Source organism: Pseudoxanthomonas dokdonensis, assembly GCF_001431405.1.
In the GTDB taxonomy this organism is placed as follows: domain Bacteria; phylum Pseudomonadota; class Gammaproteobacteria; order Xanthomonadales; family Xanthomonadaceae; genus Pseudoxanthomonas_A; species Pseudoxanthomonas_A dokdonensis.
In genome coordinates, this window is the sequence record NZ_LDJL01000005.1 from 114,608 (window position 1) to 128,204 (window position 13,597).

The window sequence follows — 13,597 nt, forward strand, 5'->3', positions numbered from 1 at the left end:
TCAGCGGCGCAGAATGCATCTAGGGGCACACGGGGTGGGGACATGGATAGCATCGAGCTTGAACTCGACGCGATGTTTTTCGACGTGGACGTTATTGCGCGGACGGCATACCGGTACTCCGGCGACTTCTACGTGCTCGTAAAGAGCGCCGGCGCAAATCACGTGGTTACATTAAGACCACGCACGTCTGACATTGATATGGCCGACTTGGCAGCGCGGTTCCAGACCGACGCGTGTGATGACCGTTTGCGCGCCCAAGTGGCACTACACACCGGCGATCTGCAGCGCCTGCTCATGCGCGAGGCACTGGAGAGTGCCGAACCCAAAGGTGATAACCGACTGTGAAGTTCCAGCCAGCCTCTGCATTCGTTGGCGGACCTGCGTCCTACCAGTTGCTGCCGCTGCGCTTTCGTCGGCTCCCTTGGGATTCAGCACGCGTCTTTGTTAGCTCGGCGGCGGGCGACTGGTTGACCTGTCGCCATGAGGAACTGGCCTCGTTGTTGAAAGGCGAGCTACCCCTCGATTCGGCCTTGATGCAGGACCTGCAGGCGCGCCACATCGTGGCCGGGCCGCTGGATTCCCTTACCTTGGCGCCCTTGCTCTCGCAACTGCGGACGCGCAAAGGTTACATGGAGGGCGGCCCCGCATTGCATATCGTGGTGGTGTCGTTGCGATGCCATCATTCATGTAGCTATTGCCAAGTCTCACGCCAAGACACGCAGCAGCGTCAGTTCGATATGCGTGAGGCGCACAACGCAAAACTGGTGGAGCGCCTGTTCCAGTGGCCCTCGCCGACATTGACGATCGAGTTCCAAGGCGGCGAGCCCTTACTACACTTTGAGCAAGTCAAAGCGCTGACCGAATTGATCCAAGCGCGCAATCGAACGGAAGGAAGGGCACTTCGCTTCGTCATTGCCTCTACGCTTCATGGCGTCACTAACACGCAGTTGGATTTCTTCGGACTGCATCATTTCGAGCTCTCAACCTCACTCGACGGCCCCGCCTGGCTGCATAACGCTAATCGTCCGATACCTTCGCGCGACAGCTATGAGCGCACGGTTGCCGGCATTGGACGCGCGCGCCAGGTCCTCGGCCACGACAGCGTGTCCGCGCTGACCACATTGACCGCAAAAAGCCTGACCGCCCCAGAGGCCATCATCGAAGAGTATCGCCTCCAAGGATTTCACAGCATTTCGCTGCGCCCCCTGAGTCCCTATGGCTTTGCGAGAAAGACCGCCCATCGCATTGGATACAGCATGCGTGACTTCCTAGTTTTCTACCGCAAGGCACTGGACGCGATTATCCAGCTGAACGCGAACGGCTATGCGCTTGAAGAGACGCACGCCAGCCTGCTGCTGACCCAGCTACTGACTCCCTTCAGCCATGGCTATGTAGATCTTCGCTCACCGATGGGCGCGGGCGTTGGCGCGGTGGTCTATGATTACGATGGACGGGTCTACCCCTCGGATGAGGCCCGCATGCTCGCTGCCCAAGGGGAAGACAGGTTCTGCTTGGGCACCCTGGATCAGTCCGTGCATGAGTGGTTGACCTCGCCGGCCATGCAAGAACTTCAGGCCGGTGGCGTGGCAGAGGCGCTGCCAGGCTGCTCCGATTGTGCGTACGTCCCCCTGTGCGGCGCCGATCCTGTAGACCATTTCGCGCGCCAAGGTGATGTCATCGGACATCGACCCAGCTCGGACTTCTGTACCAAGCAAATGGGCTTGTTCGACCTGTTGCTGGAACGCATGGAGCAGGCGAGTTCTACCGAGCGGCGCATCTTGGAAGGGTGGGCGATCGGAGCCAGACAGATCGCCCCTGCTCTTGAGCCTGTGCACTGATGCGCCCACAGCAAGCCAAGGCGGAGTTCCATGGCATGGACTACGGTCACTTCAAAGTGGCTGACCTGAAGGAGTTTGCGGGCGGAGCTTATCCGCTGGAGCAGATGTTGCTGGATGTGCGTACGCTGAGCCTGCGTGAGACGGATACACTATTCAGCCTGCCCTGGGCGGGCTTTCTGGTGGACCACGCCAATCAGGCGCCCATAGGTCGACCTTGGGTGCGATATGAGGCGGATGAAAACTGGGCATCGCCAGGCGATGTTCTAGAACTCCAGCCGTCGTCTGGGCGTGTCGCACTGCGCTATCGCCGCGGCGACAACGGGAACGTGCTGTTTGCGACCGAACAGTGCAACAGCTATTGCCTGATGTGCTCTCAGCCACCGCGCGCAGTGGATGATCTATGGAGGGTCGAACAACTCCATGCCTTGATTGAACTGATCGACAAAGACGAGCCATCGATCGCCATCAGTGGAGGCGAGCCGATGCTCCTGGGAGAAGGCCTGGTTGACGTGATTGCGCATTGCCACGCCGCGCTGCCCCAGACGCACGTCCATGTCCTCTCGAACGGGCGGTTGGCGGGGGATGGCACGTATGCCGCACGGTTCACCGGCTTGCACGAATCGCTGACCTGGGGCATTCCGCTCTATGGGGATACTTCGATGCTGCATGACTACATCGTCCAGCGCCAGGGGGCCTTCGCTCAAACACTTCGCGGGTTATACGCCCTTGAGCAAGCAAAGCAGCGGGTCGAGATACGAGTTGTGCTCGTCAAGGACGTGGTGCACCGCCTTGAGGCGATCGCGCGCTACATTTATCGCAACCTGCCATTTGTGGAACATGTTGCCCTCATGGGCGTGGAGCCCATCGGCTTCGCCAAGGCCCACCGGGAAGCGCTCTGGATGGATCCCATGGACATAACCGATGCGTTGGAAGGGGCCGTAGACTTTCTGAGCTCGCGCAACATTGCCGTCTCGCTCTACAACTTGCCGCTTTGTACGCTGCCGCCACGCCTATGGCCGTTCTCGCGACAAAGCATTTCGCATTGGAAACAGAACTACCGTCCCGAATGCGCACCTTGTCAGGTTCGTGATCGATGCGGGGGGTTCTTTTCCTGGGTGACGCCGGACTGGTTGAGCCGCGGCATCGCACCGATCAATCAACGAGAGCCAGCCTGATGAGCAAGACCCTTGCAGTCGCAACCGCCATTATCAATGGCGCAAGCCCTCTAGGCGGCTTGGCTGACCAGGGCTGGCAGGCCAGTGGCCTTATGGACTTAGTCCTCAACGAGAGCAAGTTCACGACGACGCTAACCGCGCCACTGAACCACGAGCAGTTCAACATGTACGCGCGTCACCGCTCACATAGCTCACACCGCTCGCATAGCTCTCATCGGTCGCACAGTTCTCACTATTCGGGCAGTGGCGGGTCATACCGAGCCCCAACCTATACTCCGCCGCCTCCACCGCCACCGCCACCGCCACCGGCTACGTATCAACCGGCACCGCGATCTTCGTACAACGACAGCAGCACCACGTCTTCGGGATCAAGCTCCGGTTCGAACTCACAACCTCTGACGCTCGAACCGGTACAGCGATCCAAGCAGAATCTCACTCCGCGCCCTAGTTCCGACCAGCTGCAACTCATGATCATGCGCGTGCAAGCAGCTCTCTACGCGCGCGGCTATGATCCGGGCGCGATAGATGGGGTGATGGGGATGCAAACGAAGGCCGCTTTGGCCTCTTTTCAAACAGCCCACGGCCTGCCAGCGACGGGTACCATGACTACGCCCACTTTGAACGCCTTGGGAGTCGCCCTTTCGCCATGATTCGAGCTTCATACGTCGAAGTACTTATCGTGGCAATGCTGGCGACCAATCTGGTTGCATGCGGCGGACCGAGTGGAGGAGGGCGCTACTCAGAGCCGAGCGACGATATTGAGTTGCATTCGGAAGACGCTGGAGACGCTGCACGGCAATCTGTCTATGACGACTACGGCGCCAACAGTGATGGAACCTCTGCCGATGCGATGCGGGTAGATGCCTATGACGTAGAAGACAGCGGGAACTATGTTTGCACGCAGGACTGCTCTGGTCACGAGGCAGGATTTGTCTGGGCGCAGGAGAACGATTTAAGTGATGGCTCCGACTGTGGCGGAAACTCACAATCATTTGTAGAGGGATGCGAAGCGTTCGTGGAGGATCGTCAGCAATTGGCCGATGAGTCCGCGCAAGCTGAGGCTGAGCGTGCGGCTGAAGATGCGCAGTACGCTGACGAGCCGGACTGGGAAGAGGAATGAACACAAGCGAAGAGATCACGATCGATGTCGACAGGGCGCACGAGTTGTTCGACGTGCTTGAGCAGGTAATTGATCACCCTTTTTATGATGACTCCGAAAGACTCGGATTGAGCGTCGTACTGGCCGACGCCTCCCTTGACTTTGCCTTCTCCGTCAGACTGCTATGCGTCAGTGGTCAGTTACTCGGGGCAAGTACCTGCCTGCGTTCCCAGTTCGAGGCGCTGACAAGAAGTGTGTGGGCTTTCCACTGCGCCACCGACAATCAAGTGGCACGTCTCAACCAGACCGATCTGTCGATGGAGACACAACAGGGAGCGAAGAACATCCCGCAGGCAAGTGAGATGCTGAGCGAGCTGGAAAAGCGACCTAACCTTTTTGGCGTGACCGCGGCACTAAGAGAGTTCAGAGACTGCGCCTGGCAACCACTCAATTCTTTTGTACACGCCGGGATTCACGCCATACATCGAATACGATTCGGGTCCCCGCCAAAATTGATGGAGCAGACGTTTAGGATTTCAAACGGCTTCTGCTACCTGGCCTACAACCACTTGGGGACACTGACAGGTGTACCTGGCATCCAAAAAGAGATCATGGCCGCTAGTGTTTGCTTCTCAAGCGTGCTTCCTGACCCTGTCTAGATGCAGAGGGCCCGAACGCCAGACGGGGAAGGGGAAGGGGGGGGAAGAGTGTGACCGACGAACGGATCCCGATTTCAGCAAGCTCATTGGCGAAATTCATCGCCATGTTGTCTGCGCCGTACGGTTTTGCCATCGCGGCGTTCTACTTGTTCGCCTTCTGGAGCAAGGTCGGCATCAATCCCTATCAACATGCCAGTGCGGCTGAGCTGTTGGGTACGGCAATCGGAAGCCTTACATTGCTCGGTGTCTTCTTTGTATTCGGGGTCATCATCGGCCTATGGCTTGGCCAGAAGACACCGAACCTGAGCGAGAAATCGCTTAAGTACCTACCGTTTCTATTCGCAGCGAGCTTGATCGTAGCCATTGGACTCTGGGTCTGGCTATTAGTCATTGGCAACCCGCTGCACTGGATTCTTCTGGGCTTGGGCCTGAACTTCTTTACCGTCTTAGTGCTAGCGCAAAGTAAATGGCTCAAACGCTGGCTCCCGGAACCAAGCTTGGTTCTTGTCTTTGCACTGCTGTTAGCCTACATACCGTGCGCTGTCACGTACTACGGCAAGAGCGAAGTCACCACGCTCACGAGTGTGGAAAAAGGGCTGCACGTTGATCTTGCACTAAGCGAAATTGGTGCAGACGTTCCAGCGCCCGCACTGTATGTGGGGCAGGTAGGGAGCACGAACGTGCTTTACAGCCCTCAGGCTCGACTCACCACACTGGTACCCAAAGACCGGCGGATCGCATACCGAACTCCTATGACCGTACAGGTGAAGCACACAATACCGTCAGCGCAGGCAGACCCCTGACACCGACTCCGTACATAAGGAATGTTATGCGAAGTAAGTTATTGATATTACTATATATTTCACTCAAAAGCAATTGACCTGGCAGCCACATCCACAGTCGTTACCGCAAGCTTGTAAGCTAAGTATTCCTTAGTCATAGATCAGGCAGTCGCATGACCATGCCCAGCGAGCGAACACGGAACGCGCTCCAAGCGGGTGCGTTTCTGAAAGAACTAGCTGCCAACAAGGCGGTGCCTAAAGCGGTTAGGGAAGAGGCGTATCGACTGCTTCGGCACTATCCGACGGTCAGCGACATCGAGGCCATCGCGGAGCACGAAGAGCGGCTGCAGGAGCTGACCAAGTCGGCCTTCGTACGCCCGTATCTGGCGAGCAAAATTGAGGCAGACTGGTTTCGCAGCTATCCCTTGGGCCCCCACCGGATTTGAACTTTGAAACGACCTATCCGCCCACAAGCAGGTGGAACGGCTTCGGCAGAAGCAGACCTGGAAGCCGCTCTGGAGCGCGCCCGCGAAAGCTACGAGGAAGAGCAGGCGTTCTTCCGACGACTGCTGGATGCCCCCGTCTATGTGCACGCACCGGTATCGGACGACTCCAAAACACCCAGGCTCGTCCAGTTCCGCCATCCCGACGGGTTTGATGCCATCCCGTTCTTCCTTTCACTCGCCAAGGCGCAGTTGGCAAGCTCTTCGGCCGTGAAGATACTGGCGGTGATGGGTCGGGACCTTTTGGCTGGCACACGTGGCGCCACCCTCATGTTCAACCCCAATGACGGTGGCTCCGTCCTATACCCGGAAGAAGTCGCGACACTACTGGAAACCGGGTTCTTGGCCAGAGTAGAAAAGCTCCCGACGTCCGCAATGGATGTGAGGCCTGCGCGCAGTGCGCCAGGCTGGCTCGGTCCCGCGATCTCAGCGAGCCTCCAGCAGGCCAGTTTCGTGTCGGCGGCCTATGTTTTGGAGACGGCCCCATCAGCCACGGGCAGTCAGCAACCAGGATTACTCATCTGGCTTGTGGCCGACATGGTCCATGCTGAACGGGCTGCCAGACTGGTCATGACCGCGATCCAACCTCTGTGTCGGGACTTAGACTGCATCATCGACCTAACAATTCACGACATGACAAAGCCATTGCCCGCACCCTTGGAAGACCCCGAGTTCGTACCGGTGTTCACCAGAACAGTTGGCGCGGATTCCCGAGCTACCGGAAGGGGAAAGGAAACAAGGGATCCGTGAGGGCATGGCTGACGCCGACGCCGGTTAGCAAGGCTGGCGTAGCCTCGAATTTCCGCGGGGCGTCCGTGTACTGTCGAACTAGCATCGGAAACTTCTGCGTATCGTCTGACCACATACGCAAACTTCGACCTGTGTTGATTCGGCGACGGAATTTGCCGCGCCCAAACAAGCAGGATCTACCTGGCCGCGACGGAATTATCCGCGGTAGACAGGCGGCATCCGCCGGCCGTATCGACGCCTCCGTGTCCATTACGCTATTTCGCATAATGTCTATTATGTTAAAGTCTGGCGATGCCAGAGCGACCGTCATACCCGTTGGCATGGTTGTTACCGAAAACCGACCCATTAAACTGCTATCAACGACCGCGGATGCGGCCAGGACCCGTGCCTTGCCCAGCCAACGGTGCCGAGGCATGTTCAAACACTCCTCGTCAAATCGGGCGACTGGATCGCCGGGTCTGACCAATGTCCGCTTTCGTCACCGGACACTATCGCTCGATACCGAATCCAGAGAGAGTACGAATCCCTGGTAATAGGTCGCCTTGGGCGTATTCCTAGCCTTGCTGGCGCATAGCATCGCGTTGGGCATCTATGCCCGATACGAAGCGCGGGCGGCGAGCGAACAGCTAAACAAGAACATGAAGCTACTCGGGCACAATGTCCAGGCACCTGTTGCAGCCATTCAACAGCAGCCTGTGTACCCAGCAAAGCACCCTGCACGCCCGGCGCCCCTGGGAGAAGGTCAGCGCTGCATCGAGGGACGACGTTTCCAGCGCATGGAGAATGGCTGGTCCCACTTGCTCGGCAAACAGACCCAGCCCTACTCCCGTTTCGCCCCCGCATGTCGTTGCCCGGACGCGCTAGCATATACGCCGGGCTCATGGGGATGCCCAACTATCCATCGAATTGTCCGGGCCCGCGGAGGGCGGCATGTTGCGTTGTCTGTCAACGATCCTGTTGAGCATATTGGGTCTGATCGCAGTCGCCTTGCCGGCCTGCGCGCTGGACCCTGCTGCCAGCATCACCCAGCTCAAACACAGCCGCTGGATGGCCGACGATGGGGTGCCGCTGGGAATCTATGCGCTGGCGCAGACCCCCGATGGTTTCCTGTGGATTGGCAGCGATGCGGGCTTGCACCGATTCGACGGTATCCGCTTTGAACCGCTGGCAGTAACCGGCGCTGGCGACGAGCCGGTATCCGCGTTGATGGCATCACGCAACGGTGACCTGTGGATTGGATACCAGTCGGGACGCGTGGCGGTCCTGCGCAATGGCAGGCTGCTGGAACGCACGCCACCGTACAGTGATCGCTGGATACACCGGTTCCACCAGGATCGCAGCGGCGCGGTGTGGACCATGACCGGCAATATCAAGCATCCGCTCATGCGCTACCAGGATGGCCGATGGCAGGATATCGGAACGCCCTGGGGGTTCGACAGCAACTACGCGTCGTCGATCGCCGAAGATGGTGAAGGCGGCTTGTGGCTGGGCAAAGAGAAAAGCGTCGCCTATCTGCCGCCAGGACAACGGCACTTCCGCAACGTCGATGTCAGGGCCCTCGAACACTCGGCCGATAATTTTGCCGTGGCCACCGATCCCCATGGGCGTGTGTGGTTGTCCAGCGCAATGATCGGCACGTGGCGCTTGCCCGCTTACCCGGCCAACGAACGCGCGCCCGACGTTCCAGCGACGATAGCTCCCGCGGTCGGCGGCCACTCCTATCGTGCCGCCTTGTTCGATCGGGATGGTGCCCTGTGGGGGGTTACCTACGCGGCCGGGATCTACCGCATCGCCCAGCCGGGTAGCCTGTACGGCGGGCAGCAGCCCATAGAAGAAAGCTATACCACCCGCGACGGGCTGAGCTCCGACCGGGCCCAAGCTGTCCTGGAAGACCGCGAAGGCAATATCTGGATAGGGACGAGTGCTGGCCTGGATCGCTTCCGGTCCGCGGCTGTCCAGCCTGCGGGCGGAATACCGCCCCACTCTCGATTCGGCTATGTGCTGATGAGTGCGCGCGACGGCAGTGTCTACGTGGCGGATTCGGACAGCCTTTTCCGCGCCCCCCCCGGTGGCGATGCCATCCGCGTACTCGACGGGCTGGATAACCCGCAGGCCATGTGCGAAGACGCGACCGGCACCGCCTGGTTGAAGACCCGAAGCCAACTCTTCCGCGGCGTCCAGGGCCGGTTCCAAGCCGTTGAGACACCCGCAAAACCCCGTTCGGTACTGGATTGCGTGGTGACTTCCGATGGCCGGATGTTGTTCAGTCGCTACAGTGGTGGCTTGATCCAGTACAGCCGCGAAGAATGGAAGGACAGCCTGCCCGACGGCAGCGACGGTCCGCAACGGATATCAGCCATGCTGGCCGGGCCTGGAGATGGCTTGTTGGCCTACATACGAGCACGTGGCGTCGCACGGATCGATCCGCCTGCGGTGCAGCTGCTGTGGCCGCAGAAAGCTATTCCAGGCGGCGAGGTAACCCTGCTGCACCGGATGGGCGATGACGTGATCATCGCCAGCCTCGGCGGCATCGCCAGGCTTCGTAATGACACGATCACGCCATTCAGAAGTCCGCAAAGCTGGTTGAAGGGCATCACCGGCATCGCTGAAACCGCTGATGGTTACCTTTATCTGTTGTCACGCGCCAGTATAGTTCGAGTGCCGCGAGCGGATTTCCTGCGGGGCTTCGACCACCCTGCCCCGGAGCTGCCTGTCGAAATTCTGGATTTCGAAGATGGCCTGCAGGCACCCGCGGCACCGGGCTATGCGCGCAATGCCGTGGCCGGCGGCGACGGCGCGCTCTGGTTCATGACCACGGACGGCATCGTGCGGATAGATCCGACACGCATCAGCCGCAACCCGCTGCCGCCACCGGTCAGGATTGTCGGCGTGGCATACGGTTCGCAACGACTCCGTGACCCGGTGTCGGCAACATTGCCGGCTGGCGTGTCGCGGCTTGAGATCGACTACACGGCATTGAGCCTTAGCGTGCCCAAGCGGGTCCGCTTCCGGTATCGGCTGGAAGGCGTTGATCAGGATTGGATCGAAGCAGGCAGCCGGCGCCAGGCGTTCTATACCAATCTGCGGCCCGGCGACTATCGCTTTCATGTGATCGCAGCGAACAACGATGGCGTCTGGAACCAGGAAGGCGCAACGTTTGACTTCAAGCTGCCGCCCACCTTCGTCCAGTCGATGTGGTTCAAGGCAATGATGGTGACGGCAGTGGCGCTGATATTGTGGGGCTTCTACCTGCTCAGGCTGCGGCACGCCACGGCGCGCTTGCGGGATCGTTTCGACGGTCAGGTCGCCGAGCGTGCGCGTATCGCCCGCGAGCTGCATGACACGCTGCTGCAGGAGTTCCAGGCGCTGACGCTACGTTTCCAAGGCACCGTCAACAAGCTGCCCGTCGATGCAGGCATGCGCGCTGACCTCACCAAAGCCCTGGACCGGGCGGACGAGGCGCTCAAGACAGGACGCGATCGTGTCCAGGATCTGCGTAATCCGCGGATGGGCGACGACCTGCCGGAAGCCTTACAGGGCATCGCCAGCCAGGTAGTCGAAGCACGGCCGCTGGTGTTGCACTTGTCCTTCGAAGGCAAGCGTCAACCCATCACTGACACGGCGACCGAAGAAATGCAGCGCATCGCCGAGGAAGCACTGCGCAACGTGGTCAAACACGCGAATGCATGCAACGTGTGGTTGCTTCTGGACTACCGCGAACAGGGGTTGACGATGTCGATCCGCGATGACGGCACTGGATTGGATGCGGCCGCTGACCGCAGTGACGGCCATTTCGGGTGTCTTGGCATGCGCGAACGCGCACAGCGGATTGGTGGACGACTGACGATACGGGCCGCCGCCGAAGGCGGCACCATTGTCGAGCTGGTGGTGCCTGGACGCTATGTCTATCGTCGCAGTCGACCGGGTCTATGGCATTGGCCTGGGCGACGCTCCGAGCAGGCTCAATCAAGGCCTTGGCGATAGCGCCGGGTTGACCGCCGGCGCGGCGATGACATGGCGCTTTGGTGGCGCCGTCAAGGCGCGGTTGCAACGGCCCTCCCCCGCATGGGGGAATCACCTCACCTCCCGATGAGGCACGGCGGTCGCCTGGTGCATGGACGATGATGCAGCTACGTCCCCGTTTGGCCAAACGCCATGAACAAACGCCTCAGTCACGCCAACGGCGCTCCTGTCGTAGACAACCTCAACACGCTGACCGCGGGCGCACGCGGGCCTGCGCTGCTGCAGGATATCTGGCTGCTGGAGAAGCTGGCGCACTTCGATCGCGAAGTGATTCCCGAACGACGAATGCACGCCAAAGGCTCGGGCGCCTATGGCAGCTTCACCGTGACCCACGACATCAGTCGCTACACCTGCGCCCACCTGTTTGCTGAAATCGGTCGCAGGACACCAGTGTTCGTTCGATTCTCGACGGTGGCTGGCGAGCGAGGCGCGGCCGATGCCGAGCGTGACATCCGCGGCTTCGCGGTCAAGTTCTACAGCGAGCAAGGCAACTGGGACCTGGTCGGCAACAACACGCCGGTGTTCTTCTTCCGGGATCCGCTGCGTTTCCCGGATCTCAATCATGCGGTCAAGCGGGATCCGCGTACCGGCCTTCGCAGCGCCACCAGCAACTGGGACTTCTGGACATTGCTTCCCGAAGCGCTGCACCAGGTCACGATACTGATGAGCGACCGCGGCATTCCGCGCAGTTATCGGCACATGCATGGCTTCGGCAGTCATACCTTCAGCCTGGTCAATGCGCAGGACGAGCGGGTCTGGGTCAAATTCCACCTGCGTTGTGTCCAGGGTATCGAGAACCTGGACGACGCACAGGCAGCAGCACTGATTGGCGTCGATCGGGAAAGCCACCATCGCGACTTGTTCTATGCGATCGAGCGTGGCGATTTTCCGCGCTGGACGCTGCATGTCCAGATCATGACGGAAGCACAGGCCGCCCGCCATCCGCACAACCCATTCGACGTCACCAAAGTCTGGCCCAAGGCCGATTATCCGTTGCTTGAGGTCGGCGTGCTGGAGTTGGACCGCAACCCGGAAAACTATTTCGCAGAAGTCGAACAAGCGGCATTTTCACCTGCCAACGTCGTTCCCGGCATTGGTTTCTCACCCGACCGGATGCTGCAGGCGCGGCTGTTCTCGTATGGAGACGCACAACGGTATCGGCTGGGGGTGAATTTCAACCATATTCCGGTCAACGCGCCGCAGTGCCCGTTCCATAGCTACCACCGCGACGGCGCCATGCGTACCGACGGCAACCTAGGGCGCACCCTCAGCTATTTCCCCAACAGCCACGGCGAGTGGGACGACAGCCAGGAGCGGGCGGAACCGCCCCTGCCCTTGCATGGCGATGCGGCGCATTGGGATCACCGCATCGATGACGACCATTACCAGCAGCCCGGGGAGTTATACCGGTCGCTGCAGCCGGAACAACGTGAGCGCCTGATCTTGAATACCGTGCGTGCGCTTGCCGATGCCCCGATTGAGGTCAAGTTGCGCCATGCGCGGAATTGCTGGCTTGCTGACCCCCGTTACGGCGAAAGCCTGGCGCAGGCGTTGGGACTGGAATTGCCACATCCCGAGCCGGCTTGACGTTCGCACCCGTTCCACCAGTGGCTTGCCAGCGAGCAAGTCCTACACGCGAAAGAAGGATAGCCATGACACGTCACCTGTTGCACGCACTGTTGATCGGTTTGGCCTGCCTGCCGCCAGACGTGGTTGCGCAAAGCGCCCCGCTGCGTGTTCCGGTCCAACTGTTGAGCAACCTGCCGGAGGGCTTCCGCCATCCCGAGAGCCTGGCGGTGGATCCGACCACTGGGCAGATCTATGTCGGTTCCTTCGACGCCCGGATACCGGAGGCCAGCCGCAACAACATGATGCTGCGATTGTCGGCCGAGGGCACGTTGCTGGCGGCCAAGTCCCTCGGCGACACGCCGATTACCGGCGTGTCGCTCCACGATGGCCACGTTTACTTCCTCAACTTTGGCAGCTCTCGACTGCAGCGCATGCGGGCCGATTTCACGGCAGACTCGCTGGTGGAGGAACTGGCCAGCTTCCAGGCATTGTCACCATCCGCACCGCCGCAACGGCACATCAACAACCCCGACGGTAGCCAGGACACGGTGAATTTCGGTTCCGCCGGATTTGCAGCCATCAACGGCATGGTCTTCGACCGTTCCGGCAACCTGTTTGTCTCCGATTCGTTCCAGGGCGCCATTTACAGAATCGCCGATGCTGCTGCGTGCAAACCATGCCGGGTCGAGGTTTTGACTCGCGACGGCCTGCTGGCCACGACCGGCTCGTTGCCATTCGGCGCCAATGGGCTCGCGTTCAATGCCGACGAAAGCAGGCTGTATGTCAACAACGCAGGCGATGGACGCGTGTTGTGGATGGCACCCTCGGGGGGCCCGCTGCACGTCCTTGCTGAAAGCATCCATGGCGCCGACGGCCTGTTATTCCACGATGGATTGCTGTGGGTCTCGGCCAACCAGGACGACGCGGTGATTGGGCTGGACGAGCACGGCCGCGAAAGGATTCGCGCCGGTGCGTTCCTCGGTATTGCCGAGGATGGCTCACCGCGTGGCCTGTTGTTTCCCGCTGCTTCAGCGGTCCAGGGCAACCGCATGATCGTTGCCAATCTTGCGCTTCCCCTTACCGAAGCCAGCGGTGACGAGTGGGAAGAAGACGTCACGCGGTGGAACCTGATGCAGTTCGAACTGCCCATGCTCAGATAGACGCCCTCGCCAGAGCCAGCTTGAAGGCCTGAATGCCCC

At 60.1% G+C, this 13,597-nt stretch carries 12 protein-coding genes; all 12 read left to right on the top strand.

Annotation, left to right across the window (positions count from 1 at the left end; genetic code table 11):
- Positions 1-42: 42 nt before the first annotated feature.
- The 12 genes from ABB29_RS05680 to ABB29_RS05735 all read left to right on the top strand — a co-directional run bounded on the left by ABB29_RS05680 (position 43) and on the right by ABB29_RS05735 (position 13,558).
- Positions 43-345: a hypothetical protein gene (locus tag ABB29_RS05680; RefSeq protein ID WP_057657646.1), complete on the top strand. Its 303-nt coding sequence runs from the start codon at positions 43-45 to the stop codon at positions 343-345.
- Positions 342-1,838, top strand: a complete 1,497-nt coding sequence (gene hxsB, locus ABB29_RS05685; protein WP_057657647.1) for a His-Xaa-Ser system radical SAM maturase HxsB — start codon at positions 342-344, stop codon at positions 1,836-1,838. Before ABB29_RS05680 ends, hxsB begins: the two co-directional genes overlap by 4 nt.
- Entirely contained in the window at positions 1,838-3,013 is a 1,176-nt protein-coding gene (gene hxsC / locus ABB29_RS05690; protein WP_057657648.1) for a His-Xaa-Ser system radical SAM maturase HxsC, read from the top strand. Before hxsB ends, hxsC begins: the two co-directional genes overlap by 1 nt.
- Entirely contained in the window at positions 3,013-3,663 is a 651-nt protein-coding gene (hxsA, locus tag ABB29_RS16795; RefSeq protein ID WP_083487527.1) for a His-Xaa-Ser repeat protein HxsA, read from the top strand. The genes hxsC and hxsA overlap by 1 nt, the downstream gene beginning before the upstream one ends.
- Positions 3,660-4,133, top strand: a complete 474-nt coding sequence (locus ABB29_RS05700) for a hypothetical protein (RefSeq protein ID WP_057657649.1) — start codon at positions 3,660-3,662, stop codon at positions 4,131-4,133. Before hxsA ends, ABB29_RS05700 begins: the two co-directional genes overlap by 4 nt.
- Positions 4,130-4,771: a DUF6988 family protein gene (locus ABB29_RS05705; RefSeq protein WP_211260686.1), complete on the top strand. Its 642-nt coding sequence runs from the start codon at positions 4,130-4,132 to the stop codon at positions 4,769-4,771. Before ABB29_RS05700 ends, ABB29_RS05705 begins: the two co-directional genes overlap by 4 nt.
- Before the next feature lie 50 nt (positions 4,772-4,821).
- The gene (locus ABB29_RS05710; protein ID WP_157062518.1) at positions 4,822-5,574 is read left to right on the top strand and encodes a hypothetical protein; all 753 of its coding nucleotides are present in this window, start codon (positions 4,822-4,824) and stop codon (positions 5,572-5,574) included.
- A gap of 152 nt (positions 5,575-5,726) precedes the next feature.
- A complete protein-coding gene (locus tag ABB29_RS05715; RefSeq protein ID WP_057657651.1) occupies positions 5,727-5,999 on the top strand; it encodes a BPSL0761 family protein in 273 nt (90 codons plus the stop codon).
- A gap of 3 nt (positions 6,000-6,002) precedes the next feature.
- The gene (locus tag ABB29_RS05720) at positions 6,003-6,806 is read left to right on the top strand and encodes an SseB family protein (protein WP_057657652.1); all 804 of its coding nucleotides are present in this window, start codon (positions 6,003-6,005) and stop codon (positions 6,804-6,806) included.
- Between the two features lie 1,047 nt (positions 6,807-7,853).
- On the top strand, positions 7,854-10,790 hold the full coding sequence (locus ABB29_RS05725) for a sensor histidine kinase (RefSeq protein ID WP_170185849.1): 2,937 nt from the start codon (positions 7,854-7,856) through the stop codon (positions 10,788-10,790).
- Between the two features lie 171 nt (positions 10,791-10,961).
- Positions 10,962-12,416 (top strand): catalase, encoded by a 1,455-nt coding sequence (locus ABB29_RS05730; RefSeq protein ID WP_057657654.1) that lies wholly within the window; start codon positions 10,962-10,964, stop codon positions 12,414-12,416.
- Between the two features lie 92 nt (positions 12,417-12,508).
- Entirely contained in the window at positions 12,509-13,558 is a 1,050-nt protein-coding gene (locus tag ABB29_RS05735) for an SMP-30/gluconolactonase/LRE family protein (protein WP_157062519.1), read from the top strand.
- Positions 13,559-13,597: the final 39 nt, after the last annotated feature.